The following is a 24,445-nucleotide window of genomic DNA, read 5'->3' as shown; positions in this document are numbered from 1 at the left end:
CGTCCGCCGACTCGTCGTCCGGCGGTTCGGCGTCCGGCGGTTCGGCGTCCGCGGGGAGGCCGGCGGCGGGCCGCTGGTCGGGGGCGGTGCGGGAGCCGCCGGAGGGCCTGTTCCAGCGCGAGCTCCTCCTGGTGGGGAACCGGGTGCCCGGGCCGGAGTCCGCTCAGGCGTGGGCGGACCCGGCCCAGGCGAGGAGGCGCTCGCCGGACCACGTGGTGACGAGCCGGTCCCGGGTGAGGCCGACGCGTGCGGCGCGGGCGTAGCCGGTGGTGTGCCAGTGGAGTTGGTCCGGTGCGTGGGCGTCGGTGTCGACGGCGAACAGGCAGCCCGCGTCGGCGGCCAGTCGCAGCAGGTCGTCGGGCGGATCACGGCGCTCGGGGCGGCAGTTGATCTCCACCGCCGTGCCGTTCTCGGCACAGGCGGCGAACACGGCCTCGGCGTCGAAGCGCGACTGCGGCCGGCCGCGCCCGGTGACGATCCGGCCCGTGCAGTGTCCGAGCACGTTGGTCCGGGGGTTGCGGACGGCCGCGAGCATCCGGCCGGTCATCGTTTCCGGGTCGGAGCGGAGCTTGGAGTGCACCGAGGCGACCACCACGTCCAGGCGGTCGAGCAGGCCGGGCTCCTGGTCGAGCGCGCCGTCGTCCAGGATGTCGCACTCGATTCCGCTCAGGAGGCGGAAGGCGCCGTTCCGGCCGTTGTACGCGGCGACGGCGTCGAGCTGGTGCCGCAGGCGTTCCGGGCTGAGCCCGTGGGCGATCGTGAGGCGCGGGGAGTGGTCGGTGAGCACCGCCCACCGGTGTCCGAGAGCCCGGGCGGCGGCCGCCATCTCCTCGATCGGGTGGCCGCCGTCGGACCAGTCCGAGTGCAGGTGGCAGTCGCCCTGCGCCGCCGACGCCAGCTGCCAGCCGGAGCGGGCGGCCGGTCCGGCGGCCTCCTCCAGGCGGCGCAGGTAGCCGGGCGTACGGCCGTCGGAGGCCTCCGCGATCACCTGGGCGGTCACCGGGCCGATCCCGGGCAGCTGCCGGGCGCGGGCCGGGTCCACGGGGCCCGGGGGCAGGCCCGTCAGGGCGCCGGCCGCGGTGTGGAAGGCGCGGACCCGGTAGGGGGAGGCGCCGCTCCACTCCAGCAGGAACGCGATCCGTCGCAGTGCCTCCGCGGGGTCCATGACGATCCGTCCCGTTCGGTCACCGCACCGGCGGGGACCCGGCGCAGGCGCCCGTGATGACCACGGTGCGGGGTCGGGTGGGCACGCTGGTTGGCGTCATGGCGGGCGTCTTGCCGGGTGAAGGGGGCCGAAACCTCGGGTCGGTGCAAGGGTGGATATCTGGATGAATCTGCACAAGTCAAACTAAACGTGAATTCAGTGTCGTATATCTGGGTAGAACACCTGTTGCAGCGGTCCTCGGCTGGTCCGACGGCCGCGCCGGCACCTGTGAGTGCCACCGGCACCCCCGAGTGCCACCGGGACCGTCGCTTGAAGAAGCAGGGCACAGGTCCTGGGGGAAGAAGTCCTCAGCACGCGAGCGGCCGCCGTTCGCGGAGCGGGGCGTTCACCCCGATGCCCAGGAGCAGCAGTGTTCACCCTTTCGAAGCCTGTTTCCCGCCCGCTGTCGAATCCCGTACACCGCCCGTCCGATCCCGTACACCGCCCGTCCGACCTGCCGCCCCGGTACACCGAGGCCGAGCTGCGGGCGATGGGCAAGGCCGAGGCGCGCGAACTGAGCGACGCGCTGTTCGAGCGGCTGGCCGCGCTGGCCCGCGAGAGCAGCGCCTACAGCTACGTCCGCGGCACCATCATCGAGCTGAACATGCCGCTGGTGCGCTTCATCGCGGCGCGCTTCCGCCACCGCGCGGAGGACATGGAGGACATCCTCCAGGTCGGCACGATCGGCCTGATCAAGGCCGTCGACGGCTACGACCCGCAGCGCGGCGTCGAGTTCATCACCTACGCCGTCCCCACCATCACCGGCGAGATCAAGCGGTTCTTCCGGGACACCTCCTGGCCCGTCCGCGTGCCGCGCAGCATGCAGGAGCTCTACCTGACCGTCGCCCGCGGCTCGGACCGGCTGGAACAGGAACTCGGCCGCCTCCCGAGCCCCGAGGAGATCGCGGAGGGCCTCCACCTCACCGTGGAGCAGGCCACCGAAGGACTGGTGGCCGGCCGGGTCTACCGCCCCGACTCCCTCGACGCGCTGCGCGACCAGGACGCCGACGAGAGCGGCAGCGCGATGCTCGACCGTCTCGGCGACTGCGACCCCGGCATCGAACTGGCCGACTTCCGCACCGCCGTGCGCCCCCTGCTGGCCCACCTGCCCGAGCGCGAGCAGACCGTGCTCAAGCTGCGCTTCTGGGACGGCCTGACCCAGTCCGAGATCGCGGCCCGGATCGGCGTCTCCCAGATGCACGTCTCCCGGCTGCTCAGCACCACCCTGAGGGGGCTGCGCGAACGCCTGGAGAACGACGACGCGCCCGGCTGGTCGGACCAGCCCCCGGACGGTCCGGTCGCCTGCGGGGCCGAGCAGCGAGCTCGCTGAACGACGCCGGGGGCGGTGGGGCCGGGCGTGGTCGGCGGTTCACCTTCCCGGGGTGTCACGGGTGGGGCCCTTCGGCGAAGCGCCGGGGTCGGGCTCCGGGGGCTCGGGGCCCGGTGGGTCGTTGTCCGGCGGTGGCTCGTGGTCCGTGAAGGCGACGTCGACCCGCTGTTCGGGGCGGCGCTCCTCCTGGCGGGCGATCGCGTCGAGCACCCGTTCGTCGGCGTCGGTGAGCGGCGGCTGGAGCAGGCTGCGCGGCCACAGCCGGCGGGCGAGGACCACATTGCCCTCGGCGGCGTACACGGTGATCTGCGCGGCCAGGTAGAGCCAGGAGAGCAGGCCGATCACGGTGGCGAAGAAGCCGTACACCTGGCCGGCGTGGCGCAGCTCGTGCACGACGAGAAGCGAGCCGAAGGCCTGGAGGACGGTGAACAGCGGGCCCGCCACCGCGCAGCCCGGCCAGAGCGCGCGGGTCGGGATCCCGCGCGGGGTGAGCACCCGGAAGCAGGCCAGGCACAGGGCGGCGTTCAGGAGCGCGGAGACGAGCAGCCCGCCCACCCGGGCCGCGGGCCCGCCGAGCGAGGAGGCGACGACCGAGGCGGCCGCCGTGCCGAGCACCAGGCCGCTGCCGAGCACCACCAGGAGCAGCAGTCCGCGGGCCAGCCGGGGCCAGTAGCCGGGGCGGCGCACGCCGGGGACGTTCCAGATCTCGGCCATCGCGTGCTGCAGCACCTGGGCGATGCCGAGGGCGCCGTAGAGCAGGAACAGCATGCCGACGGCCAGGGCGAGGCCGCTGCCCCGGAGCGAGTGGACGTTCTGGCGGAGCTGGTCGCCGATGATCGGGAAGTCGGCGAGGGCGGAGTCGAGGACGGACCTCTGCGCCCCGGGGTTGCCGTGCAGCACGAAGCCCAGCACGGTGCTCAGCAGGAGCAGCAGCGGGATCAGGGCGAGGAAGCCGTAGTAGCTGATCAGCGCGGCGAGCAGGCCGCCGCGGTCGTCGCCGTACTTCTTGACCACGCCGAAGACCACGGCGGTGGGCCGGTGGCGCTGCTGGAAGCCGTCCAGCGAGCGCAGCCCGCGTTCGACCGGGTTCATGCCGTCCTCCTCCGCGCCGCCGGTACGCGGACCCGCCACGGACCGGGCCCGCGCGGGTGCGTCTGCCCGCTCGGGTCGTCCCTACGCCACGGGGGCGCGAAGTCGGGGCTCGGCGCGGGGCCGGTCGCCGGTGCGGCACCTCGGCCCGGTGAACGCGTTCTTCCTGGATCCCGAGCCGACGGCCGCCGCCGCGCGCGCGGTGCCGCGCGCGGTGCCGCCGGCGCGGCGGCGGCCGGTGGCGGGCTACTGGGTGCGATCGATGAGCCAGGAGCCGAGGTCCTTGGTGATCAGGGACGTGCCCGTGTTCGGGGAACCGGAGTAGTGGTCGTCGAAGTCGTCGTCGCTCAGGGTGTTCTTGAAGTCGCCGCTGACGAGCTTCAACAGCCGGGGCCTGAGGGGCCAGTTGCCCAGCTGTTCCAGCCCGGGGCTCTCCCGCTCCGGGATCGGCGCGGTGCCGTTGTAGGAGAAGTAGACCCGGGTCTGGTGGTCCAGCCTGTCGCGCTCCATCTTGGCCAGGGCGTAGCGGGCCGTCAGGGCACCCCGCCCGATGCCGCCCACCACCAGCGGCACGAAGCCGCGACGCTCGGCGATGGCCCGCAGGACGGCGAGCTCCAGTACCCGCGCCTGGCGGCTGAGCTCGGTCACGTCCTTGTCGTAGCCGACCAGGACGAGGTCGTGGCCACGAGCGCGCAGCCCGTCGAGGAACGAGTACGAGGTGCCGCCGAGGCCGGCCTCGACGGCGGCGAGGTCGGTGGGGCCCGTGCCGTCGGCGGCCAGGACGAACGGCCTGAGGATGTTGCCGCCGTCCGCGGGGAAGGCCCGTGCCGTGCCGCCGGGCAGCTCCCATTCCAGAGCCGGTGCCATGGGTCCTCCTGAAAGGTGAAGGGTGACGGCGTCACCGCTTGCGGCGCCGCTGATGCCGCTCTTGTCTACCGTCGGGCCGCAGCCCGAAGTGACCGCCGTCCGGGTGAAGCCGGCCAACGGCCGTGGTCGCCGGGCGAGTACTGAGGCCGTCGCGCCCGGGGAGGGCCCTCAGCTGTGGGTGTGCGGGACGGGCTTCCCGGTGACGGCGTCGGTCAACGCGCGTGCCCCGAGTGGGCGGTGGAGGACGGCGGTGAGCCGGGCGATGCCGCCGTCCTCGCAGCCGATGTCCGGCCCGGAGGCGTCGCGGCGGTTCAGCAGCAGGGTGACCTGGTCGGCGGATTCCTTCGCCACCAGGTCCGGCTTGTAGTCGCAGCCGCTCCAGGAGGCGTCCAGGGTTATGGTGCGGTCGTCGGCCGCCACGGTGGTGTTACTCGCGTCCGGGTCCGCCAGATCGATCCGCAGGAGGAGCGAGGCGGGCCGGCGCTTGTACGGGAGCGGGTAGTCGGATCCGCTCCCGTCGCCGCCCCACACGTAACAGGCCGCCACCCCGACGCAGATCAGCCCCACCGCCGCGACCGAGCGCCGCTCGCCCCTGGTCAGTTCCATGTCCTGCCGTTCTCCCGCTCGTCGAGCTTGTCGAGACCGGTGCCGGGCCCGGTCACCCTGCCGAGGCCGCCGCCCGGGGACGGCGCGGCCTGCTCCGGCCGCCATGCGTCGGGCCAGCGGTCGGCCGGTTCGTCCGTGCCCAGCACGAGGCCGTCGGGCGGGAGGGGATCGGTCATCGTGACAACCTACCGGCCCGGGGCGCGGCCGTGCACCATGGGCCGGAACGGGCGCGGATCACAGCGGAGTTGGGGGGAACGGCCGGAAGTCGCGGCCCAGGCCCGTAGATTGTGGCCATGATCGAGAAGACGTCGCCCGAGAGGTCAGCGCGATCCACGGGGCAGCGGGGGAGACACGTGGCGCCCAGGCGGGCCGGGGGCGGCGGGGTGGCGCGGTCGTGGGTTGAGCGGGCGGCCGGGCCCGCCCGGCGGGTCCGACCGGGACGGGGCCGACCGGGTGCGACCCGCGGCCGGGCCCGTGGCCGGACCTGACCGTTCGTCGGAAAAGCGATCGCCATTGCATGTTCATGTCGCTACAGTGCTGCGGATCCCGAACCCCACTCGGCAGACGGAGCGTCATGACGATCGCACGCAGGTCCATCCTCAAGGGCACGTCGGCGGCCGGGGCCGCCCTGGTCGTCGGGGGCGCCGCCGCCGGGGAGGCCGCGGCGGACGACGGCGCGGACAGCCCGTCGGCCCCGCCCGCGAGCCCGCTGCTCCAGGCCCGGCCGCACCGGGTCGGCGCGCCCGCGGTGAGCGGCCTGCACCTGCAGTTCGGCACCGACCCGGCCACCGAGATGACCGTCTCCTGGCTCACCCCGCAGTCCGTCCGGCGCCCCCTGGTCCGGCTCGGCACGCCCGAGGGCGGCACCGGGGCGGTGGTCGAGGCCGAGACCCGCACCTACCGGGACTCCCTCGGCAAGGACGAGGTGTACGTCCACCACGCCCGGCTCACCGGACTGCGCCCGGCCACCACGTACCTGTACAGCGCCGGGCACGACGGCGCGAACCCCGAGACCGGCACGTTCACCACCGCCCCGCGCGGCCGCACCCCCTTCACCTTCACCAGCTTCGGCGACCAGGCCACCCCCAACCTGCGCCGCAAGGTGGACTTCCCGGACGGCATGCCCTCACCGCTCGGCAAGTTCCCGGTGTACACCAGCAGCCAGATCGGCAGCCCGCACGCCGCCGACATCGTCGCCGCCGTCGAACGCGTCGGCCCGCTGTTCAACCTGGTCAACGGAGACCTCTGCTACGCCTCCTACGGCGGCCGGCACGGCCAGAGCCGTACCGCCATCTGGGCCGACTGGTTCATCAACAACAGCCGCTCGACCCGGCTGCGCCCCTGGATGCCCTGCGCCGGGAACCACGAGAACGAGCGCGGCAACGGCCCGATCGGCGCCGCCGGCTACCAGGCCTACTTCACCCTCCCCGCCTCCGCCGCCGACCGCGACGAGGAGACCCGGGGCATGTGGTACGCCTTCACCGTCGGCTCGGTGCGCTTCCTCAGCCTCGCCAACGACGACGTCGCCATCCAGAACTCCGGCGAGACCTACCTGCGCGGCTACTCCGGCGGCGCCCAGCAGCGCTGGCTGGAGCGGGAGTTGCGCACGGCCCGGAGTGACCGGGGGATCGACTGGATCGTGGTCTGCATGCACCACCCGATGATCTCCAGCTCCAAGCACGGCTCCGGCAGCGACCTCGGTATCCGCGAGGCCTGGGGCCCGCTGTTCGACGCCTACGGGGTCGACCTGGTGGTCAGCGGCCACGAGCACTACTACGAGCGCTCCCACCCCGTCCGCGGCACCCTGCCGAACGACACCCGCACCCCGGTGCCCACCGGCACCGACCCCCGGCTGGCCGACACCGGCCGGGGCACCGTCCACATGGTCATCGGCGCCGGGGGCAACGCCGCCACCACCCAGGACGACCTGTTCGAGCGCCCCCAGGGGCGGGTGGTGATCGGCCTGGAGGACAAGCCCGCGCCGGGCGCGCCCTACCGGGAGTCGATCTGGCTCACCGAGGACGCCCCCTGGGCCGCCTACCAGGACCGCACCCACACCCACGGCTTCGCCGCCTTCGAGGTCGACCCCGGCGACCGCCGCGGCGGCACCACCACGATGCGGGTCACCTACTACACCTTCGACGGCCCGCACGGCGACCTCACCCCGGTGGACACCTTCACCCTGCACCGCCGCCGCACCGACGGGCACGGCTGAGGCGGAGGACCGGGGGCGGGGCGGCTGCGGGCCGGTGCCGGAGTCGCGCATTCGGGTGAACGGTCGCCGGGATCGCGGCCGGCTACCCGGGCAGGGCGTCGCCCGCGGGGCCGTGCGGTGCGGCCGCGGTGCGGGTACGGGGCGCCGCGCCCTCCTCGACGGCGCGGCAGTTCCGGCAGGTGTTCCAGTGCGGCTGTGGCCGAGCGCCCTCGGTGGAGCGGCGGGGGGCGAGCGTCATGCCGGCGGTGTCCAGGCCGCACAGGGTGAGCGGGCCGCAGATGCCGGAGGGCTCGGCGGGGGTGGCGTGCGCGAGGCGCACCGGGTTCTCCGGGTCGGCCGGCTGGTGGCCGGGGCCGAGGAGCCGGACATTGGTAGGGATGTCGGGTTCGAGCACGATGACGGTGTCCATCCCATCAACGTCGTCGCAGAACCGGTGCGTTGCACGCGCACCGGGGCATCCGGACGAGTCGGCGCCGGACGAGGCGGCGGAGGGCGCTCGACAGCCGCCGGTTCTCACGACCGGCGCCGGGCCCCGCGTCCTCGCAGGTGGGGCCCGGCGCCGGGGTCGGTCACCCTGGGGATCAGCGCCGGAACAGGCCGGTGAGCACATCCCACCAGCTGCGCCGCTGCGCGGGAACGGTCGCGGTCGTGGTCTCAGCCGATGCCGATGCCGAGGCCGCCGCCGTTCCGGTCGCCGTTCCGACCGCCGGTGCCGCGGCCTGGGCGGCCGCCCGCTGGGTGGCCGCCAGCGCGCGCTCGGCGAGCTTCTGTGCCTCCACCGCCGCCCGCTCCGCCGCCCGCTCGGCCTCCGCGACCGACTCCGGGTCGGGCTCGATCTCCTGCGGCGTGAACTCCACCGGCAGCGCCGTCAGGTGGCGCGAGATCCAGGCCGCGCTCCAGGCCAACTCCTCCTCGGGGACGGCCAGTCGGAGGTCCGGCAGGAGGGTGAGCAGGATGTCGATCCCGGCCTCGGCGACGTGCCGGCCGATGTCCTGCCCGGGGCACTCGTGCGGTCCGGCCCCGAAGGACAGGTGGGAGCGGTTGCCGTAGAGCGGGGTGGTGAGGTCGGGCCGGACGGTCGGGTCGACGTTGCCCGCGGCGAGGCCGAGCAGCAGCATGTCGCCGGCCTGGATCTGCTGGCCGCCCAGTTCGGTGTCGGCGGTGGCCCAGCGCCCGGCGACCAGGGACATCGGCGGGGAGTCCCAGAGCACCTGGTCGAGGGCCTCGCCCAGGGTCATCTGGCCGCCGGACAGGTGGGCGCGGAAGCGCGGGTCGGTGAGCACCATCTTCAACGAGTCGGCGATCAGGTTGACGGTGGTCTCGTTGGCGGCGAGCAGCACCACCCGCAGATGCTCCATCACCTCGTCGTCGGTCAGCCCGGCCGGGTGGGCGAGCAGGCGGCTGGTCAGGTCGTCGCCGGGGGACTCGTGCTTGATCGCGATGGTGCGGCGCAGGCTCGCCACCACGTACTCGTTGCTGGCGATGGCCGTCTCGGTGCCCTTCATCAAGTCCCGGGCGGCGTTGACGAGTTGGGGGCCGTACTCGTCCGGCATGCCGATCAGCTTGGTCATCACCAGCATCGGCAGGTGCTCGGCGAACTGGGTGATCAGCTCGGCCCGGCCGGTCGGCCCGACCACCTGGACCAGGTCGGTGGTGAAGCGGCGGACGTGGCGGCGGATGCCGCGCCGGTCGAAGCCGTTCAGACCGTCCAGCACGGCGTTGCGCAGCCGGCGGTGCTCCTCGCCGTCGGCGAAGACGCAGATCGGCTGCCAGGCGACCACCGGCAGCAGCGGGGAGTCGGGCGGCACCTCGTTGTTGCGGAAGGCGCTCCACAGCCGGGAGTCGCGGGAGAACAGCGAGGGGGTGCGCATCGCGGTGATGTTGGCGGCGTGGCCGAGGATCAGCCAGGCCCGCTGGTCGCCGTGCAGCAGCACCGGGGCGACGTCGCCGTGCTCGGCGCGCAGCTTCTCGTACAGGCCCGCCGGGTCGGCCTCGGCCTCGGGGCCGTACAGCCGGCGCAGCCCGCCGGGGCCGGTCGGCTCGACGGCGCGCCCGTGGGCGGGGCAGCCGGGGGGCGGGGCGGGGGCGGCGGCGTCGTCGGGGAACGGGGTGGTCAACAGGGTCTCCGGGTCACGAGGTTCGGAAGCGGTACGACGGGGGTGGGCGCCACGGGAGAGTGCCCCGGGGGCGTCGGCGGGCCTCAGCCCGCGGGCGGTGCGGCCAGCTCGTACAGGTAGTGCATCAGCGTCATCAGGGTGTCCCGGCTGGACTGCCGGCTGCGCGCGTCGCAGGCGACGATCGGCACATCGGCCGGGAGGTCGAGCGCCTGGCGCAGCTCGTCGAGGGGGTAACTGGGCGCCTCCGGGAAGCCGTTGACGGCCACCACGAAGGGCACGCCGCGGTCCTCCAGCCGGCCGATCACCTCGAAGCTGACCTCCAGCCGGCGGGTGTCCACCAGGACGACGGCGCCCAGCGCGCCCTCGAACAGGCCGTTCCAGAGGAACCAGAACCGCTCCTGACCGGGGGTGCCGAAGACGTACAGCACCAGCTTGTCGCTGATGCTGATCCGGCCGAAGTCCATGGCCACCGTGGTGGAGGTCTTGCGTTCGACCCCGGTCGGGTCGTCCACGCCGACCCCGGCCTGGGTCATGGTCTCCTCGGTGGTCAGCGGGCGGATCTCGCTGACCGCGCCGACCAGGGTGGTCTTGCCGACGCCGAAACCGCCGACGATTACCACCTTGACCGCCGTGGTGACGGTGTCGGGGAGCAGGTCCGAGCTCGCCGGGCCGACGACCGTGTCAGAGCCGCTGAAGTCCATGGATCACCGCCTCCAACAGGGCACGGTCGGGGAGTTCCGCCGCGGGCACGGCGGAACGGGCCTCGATCCGCCCGTCGTCGAGGAGGTCCGCCAGCAGGACGGTGACCACGCTCGTGGGCAGTTCGAGGTAGGCGGAGACCTCCGCCACCGAGAGCGGCGAGCGGCACAGCCGCAGGATCGCCGCGTGCTCGGGCTGCATGGCGGGGGTGGGCTCCGCGAGGGAGACGATCAGGGTGACCAGGTCGAAGACGCCCGGCCCGGAGGGGCCGCTGCGGCCGCGGGTGATCACGTACAGGCGATCGGGCTCGGGTCCGTCCCAGCCGCCCTGGTCGGCGGTCATGTCACTGCCTCACTGTGCTCGTTCATGTGCCCGCCCGGGCGCCGGGGGTGCTGGTCGGGGCCGCCGCCGGGGTCGCGGCGCGGGCCGGGGCGGGGGCCGCGGTGCGGGCCGGGGCCGGGGCCGAGGCCGCGGTGCGGCGGGTCACGCGACCACCTCCGGGTTGCGCGGCGGGGTGGAGAGGTGCTCGCCGATCCGGTCGACCAGGTCGCGCATCTGGTGGCTGACCAGCCCGGCGTCCACGCCCTCGTCGGCGAGCACCGCGAGGTAGGCGCGGTCGCCGGCCGACATCAGGTAGAAGTAGCCGCCGTCCACCTCGATGACGACCAGCTTCATCGCGCCGTTGCCGTGCGGGAACTCGTGCCCGACGGCGGCGGCCAGGCTCTGCAGTCCGGCGCAGGCGGCGGCCAGCCGGTCGGCGGTGTCCGGGTCGGCGCCGTACTGGGCGATCCGCAGGCCGTCGGCGGAGAGCACGATGACGTGGCGCACGTACGGGACGCTGTGTGCGAGGTCGTTGAGGATCCAGTCCATGTTGCTGCGGTGCGGAATCACTGCTCGCCTTTCGCTGCCGTCTCTTCGGTACCGGTCTGTCCGGCGCTGTGCTGCGGGGTGGTGCCCGGGGGGTCGCCCGGGGTGGCGTCCTTGCTGCCGCCGGTGCCCTTGTAGCCCTCCATGAAGGCCTCCAGCCACAGGCCGGGCTGCTTCTTGGGGCGGGGCGCCGGGGCGGCCGGTCCGGCGGCGGGCCCGGCGGTGGGGCCGTTGGGCTGGGCGGTGCCGCGCTGGGGCGTGGTGAAGGCGGCCCGGCCGGTGGGGCGGCTGCGGCGGCGCTGGGGCAGGCCGTTGGCGGTGCGCTCGGTGACGACCACCTCGTCGTCGCCGGGTGCGGTGGGGGGCGGCCCCCAGGGGGTGGTGGCGCCGAAGGACGGCCCGATGCCGGCCGACCGCGCCGGTTCGGTGGCGGTGCCCAGGGCCTGGTGCCCCGGCCCGCCGGCGGATCGGGCACCGGCGGAACGGGCACCGGGCGATCCGGCACCCGGCGATCCGGCACCGGCCGATGCCGTCCGGGCGCCCCAGGGCCGGGCGGCGGCCGCATGCCGGGGCGGGTTGGCCGGGAGCGGCCGCGGCCCGGAGAAGGCGCCGATGCCGTGCGCCCGCCCGGTCGGGGGAGCGGTGGTGAGCAGTTCCTGCGGCACCACCAGCACCGCGCGCACGCCGCCGTACGCGGAGCGGCGCAGCGACACCTGGAAGCCGTACGCCTGGCAGAGCCGGCCGAGGATGGCGAAGCCCAGCCGGGGGGACTCGGTGAGGTCGTCGAAGTCCTTGGACACCATGGCCTCGCGCATCGAGCGCTCGGCCCGCGCGCGGGCCTCGTCGGTGAGTCCGAGGCCGCCGTCCTCGACCTCGATCGCTATCCCGCTCTGCACCTCGGAGGCGCTCAGGTGGACGTGGGTGTGCGGCGGGGAGTAGCGGGTGGCGTTGTCGAGCAGCTCGGCCACGGCGTGGATCAGGGGTTCGACGGCCGGTCCGGTGACCGAGATCTGAGTGACCGGGTGGAGGTCGACCCGCTGGTACTCGAGGATCCGGGACATCCCGCCGCGCAGCACGCTGTAGAGGGCGATCGGGCGGGTCCACTGGCGGCCGGGCCGGGCGCCGGAGAGCACGGCGATGGAGTCGGCGAGGCGGCCGACCAGGGCGTTGCCGTGGTCGAGGCGCAGCAGGTCGTCGAAGACCGCCGGGTCGTTGCCGTGCCGGTCCTCCATCTCCCGCAGGTCCTTGGCCTGGCGGTGGATGATCGCCTGGACCCGGCGGGCCAGGTTGACGAAGGCGCGCTCGGCGGAGTCGCGCCGGCTGACCTCGTCGTCGACGGCCTGGGCGATGCCGCGCACCACCCGCTCCAGCGAGGCGCGGAACTTCCGCGACAGCAGCGGGTTCGGCTGCTGGAAGGGCTGGAGCAGCACGTCGATGGAGGAGCCGTACCGGGCGCCGCCGACGAGACGGCGCAGTTCGCCGGCGGCCATCCGCTCGATCTCGTCCTCCTGCCCGGCCAGCTTGCGGTGCAACTCCTCGACGCGCCGGGTGTGTTCGTCCCGCAGTTCGGCGAGGGCCCGCCCGCGGCGGGCGGACTCGGCGGCCACCACGGCCACCAGCACGGTGGCCGTCGCCCCGCACCACAGCACCTGGGCCCGGGCTCCGGCCGACACCACCACCGCGGCGACCGCGACCGCCGCAGCCATCACGGCGGTGGGCAGTATCCAGCCGAGCAGGGGCGCGGGGCGCCGTCTGGTGGGTGACGTACCAGCTCGAAGCATTCGGCATCCTCAAACGATCGGAACAGAAGTCGGAACACAGTGGGGTACGAACGGGGTCGGGCGACGACCGGCTCCGGAGGCGTGGTGCTGCAGCATAGCCAAGTTCAGGACAATCCTGACCGAAACTCAAAAATACTGTCCGTCAACCGACTTGTGGCAACTTGCCCGGACATGACCGACAACTCGTACACCTGTCGCAGCCCGGTCGACCGCCGCCGGTCACCAGGCTTCTCGCCCGGCCGCCCGCGCACCGGCAACCCGGCCGGGATTCGCCCATGTGAAGGGTTTCCGGCCCAAGTCGCCACGATCAGCAGTGAGTTCGTGCTAAGTCGGGCTCGCGGTGCCCGGCGATCACTCCTCCGGGGGATGGACCGGCGTGGCGCAACAACTGTTGCTTGAGGCAGCAATGACTGTTGACGCCCTCGGCAACCCGCCCCTACAGTGCGGGGCCATGGACGACGACGACCCCGGACAGCGGGTGGCGGCCCAGGTGGCCGCAGGTGGCGGGCTGGACGGCCTGCACCGGCTCTCGGAGACGATCGAGGCACTGGAGGAACGGCGCACGGACCTGGTCGAGGAGCTCCGGCGCGGCCGACAGGCGACCTGGGAGGAGATCGGCCGGGCCTGCGGGATGACCCGCCAGGGCGCCACCCGCCGCTGGGCCGGCCGGCTGCGCGCCCGCTCCTTCGGCCTCGCGGCCACCGCCTACCAGCACGGCCGGCCCGGCTACCCGCAGGCCCTGATCGGCTCCGCGGTGCCCCGCGAGGCCCGGCGGGTGCTCGACCTGGGCGCCGGCACCGGCAAGTTGACCCGGATGCTGGTCGAGGCCGGGCTGGACGTGGTCGCGGTCGAACCCGACCCGCAGATGCGCGACCGGCTCGCCGCCGCCGTGCCGAAGGCCGCCGTACGGGCCGGCTCGGCCGAACGCATCCCGCTGCCCGACGCCAGCGTGGACGCGGTCGTGGTCGCCCAGGCCTGGCACTGGTTCGACCGGGCCGCGGCCCTCCCGGAGATCGCCCGGGTGCTCGTCCCCGGCGGGACCCTCGCCCTGATCTGGAACGTCCGGGACGAGACCGAGCCGTGGGCCGCCGAACTCGGCGCCCTGATGCACGGCGCGGACCGTCAGCGACTCGACACCGCACCGGACCTGCCGGCCCCCTTCGGCACCCCCGAGCGGCTGGAGATCCGCTGGGAGCACCCCACCACCCCGGCCGGAGTGCTCGACATGGTCGCCTCCCGCAGCTACGTCATCGCCCTGCCCGAGGCCGACCGCGCCCGGCTGCTGGCCGAGGTCGAGCAGCTGCTCGCCACCCACCCCGAACTGGCCGGGCGGGAAGAGCTCGCCGTGCCGTACCTGACCAGGTGCACCCGTGTCCGCCTCGGCTGAGCCCGGAGCCGGGAGCACGGCCGAACCCGTGGCCGGAACTCTGGCCGGAACCGTGGCCGCGCACCCGCCCGTCACCGTCCGCCGCCTCGGCGTCGCGGACGCCGAACCGTACCGGACCTTCCGGCTCACCGCCCTGCGCGAGACGCCCACCGCCTTCACCTCCTCCCACGCCGAGGAGCGGGACCGGCCGATCGCCGCCACCCTCGCCCGCCTCGCCGACGCCGAGCGGGGCCCGGGCGCCCTGCTCGGCGCCTTCGACCCGGACGGCACCCTGCTCGGCACCGCCGGACTGCGGGTCGGACGGCGCGGCCAGGAGCGCCACAAGGCCACCCTGTACGGCATGGCGGTGGCCCGGCCGGCCGGCGGGCGCGGCATCGGCCGGGCCCTGGTCGACGGGGTGCTCGCGGTGGCCGCCGAGGACGGGCTGCTGCGGCAGGTGCTGCTCACCGTCTCGGAGGGCAACGAACCGGCGCTGCGGCTCTACACCGCCTGCGGCTTCCGGGTGTGGGGCCGGGAGCCCGCCGCCGTACTGGTGGACGGACGGCCGGTCGCCAAGCTGCACATGATCAGGCCGCTCGGGGCGGCGCCGGACGGTGACCGGCCGCTCGGAGAGGCGCCGGACGGCAGCCGACCGCGCCCGGCGGCGAGCGGCTGACAGGCACGGGGCTGACAGGCACGGGGCTGACAAATGTCACGGTCCGCGGGTGTGGCAGCACACTGCCGACCACCCCGGGCCGGCGGCCACGATGAAGCCATGACCTCCACCGACCCGCACCACCCCGACACCCGTCGGGCCTTCCGCACCGTACGGCACTTCGTGCTCGTCTACCTCGGCCTCAGCGCGCTCACCATGCTGGCCGCCTTCGCGCTGCGCTCCCACACCGACCTGATCACCCCGGCCGTGTGGGTGCGCGGCACCATCGTCCTGATCGGCGCCGCCGTCACCCTGCTGCTCACCGTCCGGGCGGCCCGCGGCTCCCGCGGCGCCTTCCGGCGGCTGCGGATCATCTCCGGCGTCATGCTGGTCGCGATTGCTGCGATCATCGCGGTGCCGGGCGTCTTCCCGGTCTGGATGAAGATCGAACAGGGCCTGTGCGGCCTCGCCCTCGCCGGGGTGGCCGTGACGCTCAACGGACGGCAGCTGCGCACGCTGTTCGCCCGGCCCTGAGGAAGGGGCGCAAGGGTGACCGACCGGGTGACCGACGCAGTGGCCGACGCAAGGACCGACGGGGCGACGGGCGGGGCGACCGACCTCGACCGGGAGGGCACGCCGGCCCCCGCCCACCGCTGGGCGGGCGGCCTGCGGCGGATACTGCTGGCCACCGGGATGCTGGTCTTCCCGGCGCTGACCGCCATGGCCGTCAGCCGCAACGTCAGCGGGCCGGCGGCGGTCACCGGGTATGCCGTCGTGGTCGCGTTCAGCCTCTGCTACGTCCTCCTCGCGCTCACCACCGGGCGCGCCCCCGGGGCGCGGCGGACGCGGCGGATCAGGGTGCTGATGGCCGCGATGACCGCGCTGTTCCTGGCCGCGCTGCCGTCCGCCCACGCGGACGCCTTCTTCCTGGCCACCGTGCTCGTCTCCGCGGTCGCCGTGCTGTGGCACAAGCACACCGTCCCCGCGGTGGCCGCCGGCACCCTCGCCGCCCTGCTGCTGCCCTGGGCGGTGCCCGCCTGGCACACCGGGCCCGGCGGATTCCAGGCGCTCGCCCTGCTGTTCACCTCGATGACCTGCGCGGCCTTCACCGAGATCGCCGCCACCAACCAGGCGCTGGTGGCCGCCCGGGCCGAGGTCGCCCGGCTCGCCTCCGAGGCGGAACGCAACCGGATCGCCCGCGACCTGCACGACCTGCTCGGCCACTCGCTCACCGCGATCACCGTCAAGTCCCGCCTGGCCCAACGGCTGGCGGTCAAGGACGTGGACCAGGCGGTGGCGGAGATGACCGCCGTCGAGACGCTCTCCCGTCAGGCCCTGGCCGCCGTCCGGGCCGCCGTCTCCGGCTACCGCGAGGTCACCGTGGCGGGCGAACTCGCCCGCGGCCGCGAACTGCTGCGCGCCGCCGGGGTGGTGGCCGACCTGCCCTCGGCGGCCGACGCGGTCGGACCGGACCAGCGCGAACTCTTCGGCTGGGTGCTGAGGGAGGGCCTCACCAACGTCGTCCGGCATGCCCGGGCCGCCCGCTGCTCGGTGCTGCTGACCGCCACCTCGGTGGAGATCCGCGACGACGGCCGGGGCGGGGCGGGCGGCCCCGGCGCCGGGCTGGTCGGCAGCGGCAAGGGACTGACCGGGCTGCGCGAACGCGTCGCGGCGGCGGGCGGTACGGTCGAGGCCGGCCCGCTCGACCCGCGCGGGTGGCGCCTGCTGGTCACCGTCCGGCCGCCCGACTCCCGCTCCGAAGGGACGACATGACGATCCGCCTGCTGCTCGCCGAGGACCAGGAGCTGGTCCGCACCGCGCTGCGCGCCCTGCTGGACCTGGAGGACGACTTCGAGGTGGTCGCCGCCGTCGGACGCGGCGACCAGGTCGTCGAGGCCGCCCGCGAGCACCGGCCGGACGTCGCCCTGCTGGACATCGAGATGCCCGGACTGGACGGCCTGGCGGCGGCCGCCGTGCTCGCCCAGGAGGTGCCCGACTGCCGGGTGGTCATCCTCACCACCTTCGGCCGGGCCGGCTACCTGCGCCGGGCGATGGAGGCGGGCGCGCTCGGCTTCGTGGTCAAGGACGCCCCGGCGGAGGTGCTGGCCGACGCCGTCCGCCGGGTCGCGGTGGGCGAGCGGGTGGTCGACCCGGAACTCGCCGCCGCCACCCTCGCGGCCGGCACCTCCCCGCTCACCGCCCGCGAACGCGACGTCCTGAACGCCACCCGCTCCGGCGCCGGAGTCGCCGAGATCGCCGGGAAGCTCTACCTCTCCGAGGGCACCGTCCGGAACTACTTCTCCTCGGCCATCGCCAAGACCGGCACCCGCAACCGCACCGAGGCCCTGCGCACCGCCGACGAACGCGGCTGGCTGTAGCCGTTCACCCGGCAGGCTCCGGCGCGGGCGGCGGCAGCAGCCGGAAGCCGACCTCGGCGGCGGCGGAGGGGGCCGCGGTGGCGAACACCGAACCGTGGTCGGCGGCGACCGGCTCGTGGACGATGGCCAGGCCTGGCAGGTGGGTCCGGACGCGGATGTCGGAGCGGCGCGGTACGGTCCTGGTCATGGCAGCCCGGATCGATCTGACCCTCGACTGCGCGGACGCGCAGCTCCTCGCCGCGTTCTGGCGGACGGCCCTGGGGTACGTGGACGAGCCGCCGCCGCCCCCGTTCCGGACGCGCGCGGAGTGGCTCGCACAGTTCGACCTGCCGGAGGACGACTCGGCGGACGACGGCGCCTGGCTCTGCGACCCGCAGGGAGTGGGCCCCCGGCTGTCCATCCTCCGGGTGCCCGAGCCGAAGCGGGCGAAGAACCGGCTGCACATCGACATCCGGGTGCCGGGCCACGGCAGTCCGGCCGAGCGCTGGGCCCGGATCACCGCGGAGGCCGCACGGCTGGTGGCGGCGGGCGGCCGGGTGCTGGCGGAGGCCGACGGGCACCACGTGGTGATGGCCGACCCGGAGGGCAACGAGTTCTGCGTGGCGGTCGGCCCGGCCACGGGCTGAGCCGGGGCGTGCCGCCGCCGGACTGCCGGCCCGACGGGGGAGTGCGGCGGGCCGGGCCGGTGGTCGGCCCGGCCCGCAGGGGGCGGCGGTCGGTCAGGCCTTGATGGTGAGCCAGGCGCCGAGGCCGTTGCAGCCGCGGGCGTCGTAGGTGGTGCTGCGGTAGCCGGCCGGGATCGGCGAGTACGGGCAGGTCCAGATGCCGTTGCGGACCTGCTCGTGGAACCAGGCGCCGACGCCGTTGCAGCCCTGCGGGTTGTAGTTGGTCAGCACGTACCCGGAGACGATCGGCGAGCCCGAGCAGGTCCACAGGCGGTTCTGGGCGGGCTGCTGGAACCACGCGCCGTGGTTGTTGCAGCCGCTGGGGTTGTACATGGTGATGACGTAGCCGCTGGGCACGGGCGCGCCGGAGCAGCTCCAGCCGCCGGTGGCGGAGGCGGTGCCGGTCGCCGCGGTGCCGGTGAAGGCGGCGGCGAGCACGGCGACGGCGGCGGCCGCCCGTCCCAGGCGGGTGGTCAGCTGGCGGAGGGTGCTGGTCACGGCGTCACCGGTCCGATCGGTCGTCCCCGCGCCGCTGTCAGGGCGGCCCGGGGAGGCGGAAGTGCGAGGCTGCGTCGCACCCTAGCGGCGGTGATCAGTTCCCTGATAGGTCAGGATCGCAGGATCTTCACAACTGACCGAAAACGATCCGGCAGACCGCCGCCCTCCGCTGGGCCCTTGTGACTGCGATCGATGGATCCCGGGCCGAGCGTGCTGGGTCACCGCGCGGCCGCTCACCACTACGCAAAAGCCGTTGGACAGTCCAAGTCCGCAGCTGACAGGCTCCCGCCTCATGGAGCTACTCGACGTCCTGACGGAACTCGCCCGCTCGGGACAGCTGGGTCCTGTCGCGAACGGCGCAGACTGGAACGCGGTGACCGAGGCGCTCGGCGAGCCCTTCGAGGTGGTCGTCGGGAAGCGGCGGTCCTGGCCGCGTCTGCTCGCTCTCGGCGACCTCGAGCTCAGCGTCTGCCGCTGCCGGAAGATCATCCTGATCTGCCTCCAGACCTGGCGGGACGTCGTCGAGCTCCCTGCGGGCCTGGTCACCGCGCAGAGGTTCCCCGGCCACCCCACGTACGCGGACGTGATCGCGGCTCTCGACCACGCCGGTTGCGCCTGGCAGCCCTACCCGCCCCTGACCTTCGAGGACCAGTGCGCCATCCAGGCCATCTCCTCCGGCGTCGTCTTCGTTTTCGAGATCCCCGAAGGAGAGGACCCCGTCCTCAACATCGCGGGACCCCAGCCCCACCGACACGACTGTCCGGCTGCCGCCGAGACCCACCCGACACCGTGAGCATGAAACCGCCACCGCGTTCACGATGAAGCCGGGCTCGCCACCCGTCCACCGAACTCACAGGTTCGAGGACGGGCCTCAGCCCTTGTTCGGTGCGGCCGACCTGGCGACCTGCTCGATCTTCGCGCGGTAGGCCGCACGGGCCTCCTCGTTGATGTGCTTCTCGTGTTCGGGACGCATCCCGGTCCGGCCGTCGAGGCCCTCGCGCAGGATGTCGGCGTGCCCGGCATGCCGGTTGGACTCGCCGAGGACATGGACCAGGACGGCGAACAGGTTGGTGTTGGGAGCAGGCTCCGGCCACCACGGCACGTGGCCGGGGGCGTCGAGGGGAAGTTCGTTGATCGTCGCGTCCGAGTGTTCCCACGTGCGCCGGTAGAACCCGGTGATCTGAGCGCGGGTCTCGTCCTCGGTCGCCCACAGGTCGCTGCCGTCGGAGTCCTGCCACCGGGGCAGCGGTTCCGGGGAAGGGCGGTCGAAGACCTCGCCGAAGTACCTGGCCTCGACGGTGGCCACGTGTTTGACCAGGCCGAGGAGGTTGGTCCCGGTCGCCGTCAGAGGTCGGCGGGCGTCGTACTCGGACAAGCCGTCGAGTTTCCAGAGCAGCGCCTCGCGGTCCCGACGCAGTCTCGTGTGCAGGTTGTCCTTCGCGAAATCATCGATCATGCGGCATGAGCCTGCCATGGGTTGCTCGTGGTCTCAAGATCCCGTAGGCGGTCCGCAACGGCTCCCGGGCCGTCGCTCGCACACCGTGGTGGGGACAACCCCAGGGCGGATCCACCCGCTGGCCGGACGGTGGTTCGAGGGCGACCGACCGTAGCGTCGACGGCATGAACTCCCCACAATCGAACGGAAGATCACGCCCCGTCAGGCGCCGGACCGGCGCTGCGGTGGCCCTGATGGCCCTTTCTGCCCTGGCCGCCACGACCGTGACGGCAGGGGTCGCGTCGGCGGCCCCGACGGACCGGTCGGACCACGGCGACCGCGGCCGGCTGGTCTCCGCACAGCTGACCGGCACCCTCGACAGCAAGGAGGCCGTCGCCACCGCCCTGACCGCCGCCAAGTACGACGCGGCCGCCGTCCGCTACGGCGTCGACACGTACCGCCTGGAGTACCGGACCGTCGACCCGCAGGGCCGGCCGACCACCGCCAGCGGCCTGCTGGTGCTCCCGCGCGGCGGTGAACACGAGCTGCGGACGGTCTCGTTCACCCACGGCACCGCCTCCTACCGCGGCGACGCCCCCTCCACCACGGCCAGGCCCGGGTTCGTGACCTCGCCCGCCCTCACCTACGCCTCCGCCGGGTTCGCCGCCGTCGCCCCGGACTACCTGGGCCTGGGCACCGGGCCGGGCACCCACCCCTGGATGGACGTGCCGTCCGAGGCCACCGCCTCCCTGGACATGCTCCGGGCGGCCCGCGCCTTCGTCCCGCGCACCGGCCGGACCCTGGGCCACGACGTCCTGGTCACCGGCTTCTCCCAGGGCGCCTCGGCGGCGCTGGGCCTCGCCCACGCCCTCCAGGCCGGCGAGGACCCCTGGTTCCGCCTCCGCGCCCTCGCCCCGGTCAGCGGCGGCTACGCCTTCCGGGAGGCCGAACTGCCGGCCCTGCTCGACGGCTCCCTGGAACCCAAATCGAGCGCGCTGTACGCCGCTTACCTGCTCGTCGCCTGGAACCGGCTGCACCACCTGTACGACTCCCCGGGCGAGGTGTTCCAGGCGCCGTACGACCGCACCGTCGAGGCGCTGTTCGACGGCTCGCACACCGGCCCGGAGCTGTTCGCCGGCACGCCCGGCACCGTCGGCGAACTGCTCACCCCGCGCGCCCTCGCGATGCTGCGCCACCCGACCGGCCGCTTCGCCGCGGCGCTCCGGGTGGCCGACGCCACCTGCGACTGGGCGCCGCGAGCCCCCGTCCGGCTCTACGCGGCCGAGGCCGACGAGCAGGCCGCCGACGCCAACACCGACCACTGCGAGGCCGCGCTGCGCGCGCACGGCGCGGACCCGGAGGTCGTCGACCTCGGCGCCCCGGACTTCGCGGGCTCCCGCCACCTGGGCTCCAACGTGGCCGCCACGGCCGACATCGTGCGCTGGTTCAGCGCCCTCGGCTGAGCGCCGCCCGCCGTGGCGCGAACGATTGAGGTACAACCGCCGGCCGTGACACGGCCCCCGCCCGCTCAGCCGGAGCGCAGCACCCGGAAGCGGTCGGGCGCCGCCGGATCCCGGTCGACCACCTGGACCGGCGGCCACGCCCACTGCCACACGCCGGTGCCGGGCACCCGGGTGAAGCGGATTCGCCCCCGGGTGCCCTCGACGTCGACCCGCGGCCAGGCCGCGGCGACGCGCTCCCGGTCCGCCCCGGCGGAACGCAGCACCTCGGCGAGGACGGTGACGGTGTCGTAGCCCTCGAAGGCGACGAAGGACGGCGCCTCGCCCAGCCGCTCCCGCACGGCCGCCGCGACGCGCTCGCCCGTGGCGCCCAGCCGCTCGGGCAGGCAGCGCAGGAACGGGACGGCCGCGCCCTCGTCGCCCAGCAGCTCCTGCCACTGCGTGAACTCCGGCTGCCCCGCCGGGGCACCGATCAGGACCCCGGCGAGGCGCCGGTCACGGCGGACGGCCCGGACGATCGGCACGGCCGGCTCGGGGTGGCCGACCAGCAGCAGCAGGGCCGTCGCGCCGTGCCGGGCGAGCTCCCCGGACAGCTCGGCGGGGGAGAGCGCGCCGGCGTCCAGCTCGACCACGGTGCTGCCGTGCGGAGCCAGCCGCTCGCGCAGGATCCGGGTTCCGGCGGCCCAGTAGACGCTCTGCTGGGCCGCCACGGCGATCCGGCGGTGGCCCGCGTCGAGGAGGAAGTCCGCGTAGATCCGCCAGCCGTGCGACTGGGCCGGGCAGAGCCGGGCGACCTGGTCCGTCGGCCCGTCGGTGAGCGCGTCCAGGACGGCCGAGGAGCAGAGGTACGGCACGCCGAGTGTGTCCGCCCGCGCGGCCACCGCCCGGGCGACCACACTGTGGTACTCCCCGGCCACGGCCACCACGCCCAGGTCCGCCAGTTCCTCCACCGCCGCCGCGGCCCGCTGCGGATCGGCCGCCGTGTCCCGGACCAGCAGCTCCAGCGGACGGCCGGCGATCCCGCCCGCGTCGTTGACGTCCCGGACGGCCGTCTCCAGCCCGGTGAGCAGCTGTCGGCCGGCCTCGACCCACCCCGGGCGGCTCAGCGGGACGAGGGCGCCGATCGGCACCGACGGACCGTCGACCCGCTCCGCACCGGCTGACGAAGGTGGCGTACTCATGGGCCGGCGTCTCCCGCCTGACGGTCCGGTGACAGGAGACGGCCCGGACCGCCGACCGGCGGGGCCGGGAGGCGCACCTGCGTGATCATGCCGGACATTGAATCCGGCCCCGGGCCCGGTGGGCAAGCGGTTTTCGCCGGAGCGCGCTGCGCCGGCCCCGGCGAAACCGGCCGTGGTCAGTCGCGGGCGAAGCACGGCGGTCGGTCCTGCGCGATGACGGCACCCGCGGTGTCGGGGATGTCACCGGGCACCTGTATGTTGATCAGTCGCCGACCCTGCCGCGCTCCCACCGGGATGCCGACGCCCGGGTCCGGCCCGGACCGGTGCGCGCATGGCGGAGGTCGGGCCGTCGGTGCGGGGGGAACTGCGGAGGGACCTCGGCCCGGGGCGGACAGCCGCTCACCGTCCCGACGTTCCCGAAGGATCCCGTATGACCGTTCCTGTCCCGCCCGACAGCCCGCAGCCGGGGGCGGCGCCCGCCGACGCCGACCCGGGGACGCCGCTGACCCCGGGGCAGGGCGAGGCTCCGGCACCGGCCGAGGCGCAGGGCGAGGCGCAGGTCGAGGCGCAGGGCCCCGCCGCGGAGCCCGCGCCCGCCGAGGTCGAAGGCGATGCCGACGCCGATGCTGACGCCGACGTGGTCTCGCTCACCAAGGCCGCGGCGCCCGTGCCCGCTGACGCCGAGTCCGACTCCGAGGCCGAGGCCGGGGTTACGGAGCAGGCCGAGGCCCATGGCCCCGCCGAAGAGCCCGCGCCCGCTGACGCCGTGCCCGCTGACGCCGCGCCTGCCGACGCCGCGCCCGCCGCGCCCGCGCCGGTCGGTGCCCCCGCTGCCATCGGAGCCGAGTCGCCGTTCGCGCCTCCGGCCGCGGCCCCGACCCCGGCCCCCGCCTTCGCTGCGTACCCGGCCCCGGCTCCGGTCGGTGCCCCGGGTGCCTCCGGTGCGTACCCGGCCGCGCCCTACTGGCAGGGGTACCCGGTGGTCCCGCCCCAGCCCCGCAACGGCCTGGGCATCGCGGGCATGGTGCTCGGGATCGTCGGCACCGTGCTCGGCCTGGCCGTCGTGCTGTTCTGGCTGTCCTGGCTGCCGGCCCTGCTCGCGCTGATCTTCGGCATCATCGGTCTGGGGTACGTGCGCAAGGGCGAGGCGACCAACCGGGGGGTGGCCCTGGCGGGCGTCATCCTGGGCGTCACCGGGCTGCTGTTCTCGGTCGGCGGCGGGGTGGTCTTCGCGGTGGCGCTGCACTCCGTGCAGGAGGACGAGAAGGCCGACGCGCGCGCCGCCCGGCTCCGCTCCGAGGCCGACGACCGCGCCGCCGCCGACCGGGCGGCGAAGGCCAAGGAGCGGCTCGACGCCGCGAAGAAGAAGTTCGAGGAGGAGCAGCAGGCGAGGGCCGCCGACGAGAAGGCCCGGCACTTGGGCTTCGGCCAGTCCTACACCTTCGCCGACGGGTTGAAGGTCACGATGGCCGCGCCGGCACCGTACGTCCCGGACGAGACCGTGTTCCCCGCGCCGAAGAACAGCACGATCATCCAGGTGCGGATCACCGTCACCAACACCGGCTCCAAGGACGTCTCGCTCGTCGGATCGGGGCTGCCCACCGTCAAGGACGCCAACGGGGGCCTGGTCACCGCGCTGATCGACGGCAGCGGCCGGATGAAGTTCATCGGCAACTCGCTGGCCCCGGGCGCGGAGGCCACCGGAGTCTCCGCGTACGCGCTGCCGAACGCCGCGGCCGACCCGTTCTCCGTCCAGTTCACCTACTACGGCAGCGGGCAGGGCATGAAGTCCGTGACCTGGACCGGCTCGCCGAACTGACCCAGGCTCCGGCGCCGGCTCCGGCACGCCGCGACCCCCGACCCCCGACCTTTGCGGGGCCGGGGGTCGCGGCGTGTGCGGGGCGCGGCGGGCGGTGGCGATGTGGCACCGACGGCAAATCGCCACCCTGGCCGGAATGATGACCCCGAGTCGGCCGAACTCACGATCTTTCGGACAGCGGACGATCAAGCTCTTGATCTACGGCCGGGTGGC

27 protein-coding genes are annotated in these 24,445 nt (G+C 74.4%); 11 read left to right on the top strand and 16 right to left on the bottom strand.

All coding sequences use genetic code 11. The features are described 5' to 3' along the window. Positions 1 to 163 precede the first annotated feature (163 nt). Positions 164 to 1,165: a PHP domain-containing protein gene (locus ACZ4W5_RS05465; protein WP_465653036.1), complete on the bottom strand. Its 1,002-nt coding sequence runs from the start codon at positions 1,163 to 1,165 to the stop codon at positions 164 to 166. 409 nt (positions 1,166 to 1,574) lie between these two features. Between ACZ4W5_RS05465 and ACZ4W5_RS05460 the strand changes: the two genes are divergently transcribed. After that, positions 1,575 to 2,534 (top strand): SigB/SigF/SigG family RNA polymerase sigma factor, encoded by a 960-nt coding sequence (locus ACZ4W5_RS05460; RefSeq protein WP_465653034.1) that lies wholly within the window; start codon positions 1,575 to 1,577, stop codon positions 2,532 to 2,534. Between the two features lie 39 nt (positions 2,535 to 2,573). Here the strand turns inward: ACZ4W5_RS05460 and ACZ4W5_RS05455 are convergent, their stop codons facing one another. The 4 genes from ACZ4W5_RS05455 to ACZ4W5_RS05440 form a co-directional block, all read right to left on the bottom strand. Further along, on the bottom strand, positions 2,574 to 3,626 hold the full coding sequence (locus ACZ4W5_RS05455; protein WP_465653032.1) for a YihY/virulence factor BrkB family protein: 1,053 nt from the start codon (positions 3,624 to 3,626) through the stop codon (positions 2,574 to 2,576). A gap of 243 nt (positions 3,627 to 3,869) precedes the next feature. Further along, positions 3,870 to 4,490, bottom strand: coding sequence for a lipase family protein (locus ACZ4W5_RS05450; RefSeq protein ID WP_465653030.1), 621 nt, complete (start codon positions 4,488 to 4,490; stop codon positions 3,870 to 3,872). 168 nt (positions 4,491 to 4,658) lie between these two features. Further along, on the bottom strand, positions 4,659 to 5,096 hold the full coding sequence (locus ACZ4W5_RS05445) for a hypothetical protein (RefSeq protein ID WP_465653028.1): 438 nt from the start codon (positions 5,094 to 5,096) through the stop codon (positions 4,659 to 4,661). Continuing rightward, entirely contained in the window at positions 5,087 to 5,272 is a 186-nt protein-coding gene (locus ACZ4W5_RS05440; protein ID WP_465653026.1) for a hypothetical protein, read from the bottom strand. Before ACZ4W5_RS05440 ends, ACZ4W5_RS05445 begins: the two co-directional genes overlap by 10 nt. Positions 5,273 to 5,670: 398 nt before the next feature. Between ACZ4W5_RS05440 and ACZ4W5_RS05435 the strand changes: the two genes are divergently transcribed. Next, positions 5,671 to 7,311: a purple acid phosphatase family protein gene (locus ACZ4W5_RS05435; protein WP_465653024.1), complete on the top strand. Its 1,641-nt coding sequence runs from the start codon at positions 5,671 to 5,673 to the stop codon at positions 7,309 to 7,311. Positions 7,312 to 7,393: 82 nt separating this feature from the next. Here the strand turns inward: ACZ4W5_RS05435 and ACZ4W5_RS05430 are convergent, their stop codons facing one another. From ACZ4W5_RS05430 to ACZ4W5_RS05400, 7 genes are all read right to left on the bottom strand, one after another. Then, entirely contained in the window at positions 7,394 to 7,720 is a 327-nt protein-coding gene (locus ACZ4W5_RS05430) for a hypothetical protein (RefSeq protein WP_465653022.1), read from the bottom strand. Positions 7,721 to 7,892: 172 nt separating this feature from the next. Beyond that, positions 7,893 to 9,428 (bottom strand): cytochrome P450, encoded by a 1,536-nt coding sequence (locus ACZ4W5_RS05425; protein ID WP_465653021.1) that lies wholly within the window; start codon positions 9,426 to 9,428, stop codon positions 7,893 to 7,895. A gap of 83 nt (positions 9,429 to 9,511) precedes the next feature. Next, a complete protein-coding gene (locus tag ACZ4W5_RS05420; RefSeq protein ID WP_360231745.1) occupies positions 9,512 to 10,129 on the bottom strand; it encodes a GTP-binding protein in 618 nt (205 codons plus the stop codon). Continuing rightward, on the bottom strand, positions 10,110 to 10,469 hold the full coding sequence (locus ACZ4W5_RS05415; protein ID WP_350510307.1) for a DUF742 domain-containing protein: 360 nt from the start codon (positions 10,467 to 10,469) through the stop codon (positions 10,110 to 10,112). The genes ACZ4W5_RS05420 and ACZ4W5_RS05415 overlap by 20 nt, the downstream gene beginning before the upstream one ends. A gap of 22 nt (positions 10,470 to 10,491) precedes the next feature. Further along, a complete protein-coding gene (locus ACZ4W5_RS05410) occupies positions 10,492 to 10,614 on the bottom strand; it encodes a hypothetical protein (protein WP_465653018.1) in 123 nt (40 codons plus the stop codon). Next, on the bottom strand, positions 10,611 to 10,997 hold the full coding sequence (locus ACZ4W5_RS05405) for a roadblock/LC7 domain-containing protein (RefSeq protein WP_360231742.1): 387 nt from the start codon (positions 10,995 to 10,997) through the stop codon (positions 10,611 to 10,613). The genes ACZ4W5_RS05410 and ACZ4W5_RS05405 overlap by 4 nt, the downstream gene beginning before the upstream one ends. A gap of 17 nt (positions 10,998 to 11,014) precedes the next feature. Further along, positions 11,015 to 12,700, bottom strand: a complete 1,686-nt coding sequence (locus ACZ4W5_RS05400; protein ID WP_465653016.1) for a sensor histidine kinase — start codon at positions 12,698 to 12,700, stop codon at positions 11,015 to 11,017. Positions 12,701 to 13,226: 526 nt separating this feature from the next. Here ACZ4W5_RS05400 and ACZ4W5_RS05395 point away from each other — a divergent pair. The 5 genes from ACZ4W5_RS05395 (at position 13,227) to ACZ4W5_RS05375 (ending at position 17,174) form a co-directional block, all read left to right on the top strand. After that, complete coding sequence (locus ACZ4W5_RS05395) at positions 13,227 to 14,162, top strand: class I SAM-dependent methyltransferase (RefSeq protein WP_465653015.1); 936 nt, start codon at positions 13,227 to 13,229, stop codon at positions 14,160 to 14,162. Positions 14,163 to 14,190: 28 nt separating this feature from the next. Then, a complete protein-coding gene (locus ACZ4W5_RS05390) occupies positions 14,191 to 14,817 on the top strand; it encodes a GNAT family N-acetyltransferase (protein ID WP_465653013.1) in 627 nt (208 codons plus the stop codon). Positions 14,818 to 14,916: 99 nt separating this feature from the next. Further along, complete coding sequence (locus ACZ4W5_RS05385) at positions 14,917 to 15,330, top strand: hypothetical protein (protein WP_360231730.1); 414 nt, start codon at positions 14,917 to 14,919, stop codon at positions 15,328 to 15,330. A 27-nt stretch (positions 15,331 to 15,357) separates the two neighbouring features. Further along, a complete protein-coding gene (locus ACZ4W5_RS05380) occupies positions 15,358 to 16,569 on the top strand; it encodes a sensor histidine kinase (protein ID WP_465653010.1) in 1,212 nt (403 codons plus the stop codon). Continuing rightward, positions 16,566 to 17,174, top strand: coding sequence for a response regulator transcription factor (locus tag ACZ4W5_RS05375; RefSeq protein ID WP_360231724.1), 609 nt, complete (start codon positions 16,566 to 16,568; stop codon positions 17,172 to 17,174). Before ACZ4W5_RS05380 ends, ACZ4W5_RS05375 begins: the two co-directional genes overlap by 4 nt. A 4-nt stretch (positions 17,175 to 17,178) precedes the next feature. Here the strand turns inward: ACZ4W5_RS05375 and ACZ4W5_RS05370 are convergent, their stop codons facing one another. After that, positions 17,179 to 17,361 carry a hypothetical protein gene (locus ACZ4W5_RS05370; RefSeq protein WP_360231722.1) on the bottom strand — a complete coding sequence of 61 codons (183 nt, stop codon included), beginning with the start codon at positions 17,359 to 17,361 and terminating at the stop codon, positions 17,179 to 17,181. On the opposite strand from ACZ4W5_RS05370, the gene ACZ4W5_RS05365 reads away from it, so the two are divergent. After that, positions 17,360 to 17,800: a VOC family protein gene (locus ACZ4W5_RS05365; RefSeq protein ID WP_465653007.1), complete on the top strand. Its 441-nt coding sequence runs from the start codon at positions 17,360 to 17,362 to the stop codon at positions 17,798 to 17,800. The two genes, ACZ4W5_RS05370 and ACZ4W5_RS05365, sit on opposite strands and share 2 nt — an antisense overlap. A 93-nt stretch (positions 17,801 to 17,893) precedes the next feature. Here ACZ4W5_RS05365 and ACZ4W5_RS05360 read toward each other — a convergent pair whose 3' ends face one another. Continuing rightward, entirely contained in the window at positions 17,894 to 18,337 is a 444-nt protein-coding gene (locus ACZ4W5_RS05360) for a hypothetical protein (protein WP_402489548.1), read from the bottom strand. 292 nt (positions 18,338 to 18,629) lie between these two features. On the opposite strand from ACZ4W5_RS05360, the gene ACZ4W5_RS05355 reads away from it, so the two are divergent. Continuing rightward, on the top strand, positions 18,630 to 19,130 hold the full coding sequence (locus tag ACZ4W5_RS05355) for a hypothetical protein (RefSeq protein WP_465653005.1): 501 nt from the start codon (positions 18,630 to 18,632) through the stop codon (positions 19,128 to 19,130). A 78-nt stretch (positions 19,131 to 19,208) separates the two neighbouring features. Here the strand turns inward: ACZ4W5_RS05355 and ACZ4W5_RS05350 are convergent, their stop codons facing one another. Next, entirely contained in the window at positions 19,209 to 19,793 is a 585-nt protein-coding gene (locus ACZ4W5_RS05350; RefSeq protein ID WP_465653003.1) for a DinB family protein, read from the bottom strand. Between the two features lie 233 nt (positions 19,794 to 20,026). Here ACZ4W5_RS05350 and ACZ4W5_RS05345 point away from each other — a divergent pair, with 233 nt between their 5' ends. Then, positions 20,027 to 21,235 (top strand): alpha/beta hydrolase family protein, encoded by a 1,209-nt coding sequence (locus tag ACZ4W5_RS05345; protein ID WP_465653001.1) that lies wholly within the window; start codon positions 20,027 to 20,029, stop codon positions 21,233 to 21,235. 65 nt (positions 21,236 to 21,300) lie between these two features. Here ACZ4W5_RS05345 and ACZ4W5_RS05340 read toward each other — a convergent pair whose 3' ends face one another. Continuing rightward, entirely contained in the window at positions 21,301 to 22,413 is a 1,113-nt protein-coding gene (locus tag ACZ4W5_RS05340) for an ABC transporter substrate-binding protein (RefSeq protein WP_465652999.1), read from the bottom strand. Positions 22,414 to 22,843: 430 nt separating this feature from the next. On the opposite strand from ACZ4W5_RS05340, the gene ACZ4W5_RS05335 reads away from it, so the two are divergent. After that, positions 22,844 to 24,232, top strand: a complete 1,389-nt coding sequence (locus tag ACZ4W5_RS05335) for a DUF4190 domain-containing protein (RefSeq protein WP_465652997.1) — start codon at positions 22,844 to 22,846, stop codon at positions 24,230 to 24,232. The last annotated feature ends 213 nt before the right edge of the window (positions 24,233 to 24,445 follow it).

Source organism: Kitasatospora sp. NPDC029367 (genome assembly GCF_055569135.1).
The sequence above is the reverse complement of the archived record's forward strand: the minus strand, read 5'-3'. Positions and strand labels throughout refer to the sequence as shown.

Bases quoted from the DNA above. Each gene is read 5' to 3' on its own strand.
- ACZ4W5_RS05430 (WP_465653022.1), bottom strand. From the start codon at position 7,720: ATGGACACCGTCATCGTGCTCGAACCCGACATCCCTACCAATGTCCGG.
- ACZ4W5_RS05340 (WP_465652999.1), bottom strand. From the start codon at position 22,413: ATGAGTACGCCACCTTCGTCAGCCGGTGCGGAGCGGGTCGACGGTCCG.
- ACZ4W5_RS05415 (WP_350510307.1), bottom strand. From the start codon at position 10,469: ATGACCGCCGACCAGGGCGGCTGGGACGGACCCGAGCCCGATCGCCTG.
- ACZ4W5_RS05450 (WP_465653030.1), bottom strand. From the start codon at position 4,490: ATGGCACCGGCTCTGGAATGGGAGCTGCCCGGCGGCACGGCACGGGCC.
- ACZ4W5_RS05365 (WP_465653007.1), top strand. From the start codon at position 17,360: ATGGCAGCCCGGATCGATCTGACCCTCGACTGCGCGGACGCGCAGCTC.
- ACZ4W5_RS05345 (WP_465653001.1), top strand. From the start codon at position 20,027: ATGGCCCTTTCTGCCCTGGCCGCCACGACCGTGACGGCAGGGGTCGCG.
- ACZ4W5_RS05405 (WP_360231742.1), bottom strand. From the start codon at position 10,997: ATGGACTGGATCCTCAACGACCTCGCACACAGCGTCCCGTACGTGCGC.
- ACZ4W5_RS05385 (WP_360231730.1), top strand. From the start codon at position 14,917: ATGACCTCCACCGACCCGCACCACCCCGACACCCGTCGGGCCTTCCGC.
- ACZ4W5_RS05445 (WP_465653028.1), bottom strand. From the start codon at position 5,096: ATGGAACTGACCAGGGGCGAGCGGCGCTCGGTCGCGGCGGTGGGGCTG.
- ACZ4W5_RS05465 (WP_465653036.1), bottom strand. From the start codon at position 1,165: ATGGACCCCGCGGAGGCACTGCGACGGATCGCGTTCCTGCTGGAGTGG.
- ACZ4W5_RS05370 (WP_360231722.1), bottom strand. From the start codon at position 17,361: ATGACCAGGACCGTACCGCGCCGCTCCGACATCCGCGTCCGGACCCAC.
- ACZ4W5_RS05435 (WP_465653024.1), top strand. From the start codon at position 5,671: ATGACGATCGCACGCAGGTCCATCCTCAAGGGCACGTCGGCGGCCGGG.
- ACZ4W5_RS05455 (WP_465653032.1), bottom strand. From the start codon at position 3,626: ATGAACCCGGTCGAACGCGGGCTGCGCTCGCTGGACGGCTTCCAGCAG.
- ACZ4W5_RS05350 (WP_465653003.1), bottom strand. From the start codon at position 19,793: ATGATCGATGATTTCGCGAAGGACAACCTGCACACGAGACTGCGTCGG.
- ACZ4W5_RS05420 (WP_360231745.1), bottom strand. From the start codon at position 10,129: ATGGACTTCAGCGGCTCTGACACGGTCGTCGGCCCGGCGAGCTCGGAC.
- ACZ4W5_RS05395 (WP_465653015.1), top strand. From the start codon at position 13,227: ATGGACGACGACGACCCCGGACAGCGGGTGGCGGCCCAGGTGGCCGCA.
- ACZ4W5_RS05375 (WP_360231724.1), top strand. From the start codon at position 16,566: ATGACGATCCGCCTGCTGCTCGCCGAGGACCAGGAGCTGGTCCGCACC.
- ACZ4W5_RS05440 (WP_465653026.1), bottom strand. From the start codon at position 5,272: ATGACCGATCCCCTCCCGCCCGACGGCCTCGTGCTGGGCACGGACGAA.
- ACZ4W5_RS05400 (WP_465653016.1), bottom strand. From the start codon at position 12,700: ATGGCTGCGGCGGTCGCGGTCGCCGCGGTGGTGGTGTCGGCCGGAGCC.
- ACZ4W5_RS05335 (WP_465652997.1), top strand. From the start codon at position 22,844: ATGACCGTTCCTGTCCCGCCCGACAGCCCGCAGCCGGGGGCGGCGCCC.
- ACZ4W5_RS05355 (WP_465653005.1), top strand. From the start codon at position 18,630: ATGGAGCTACTCGACGTCCTGACGGAACTCGCCCGCTCGGGACAGCTG.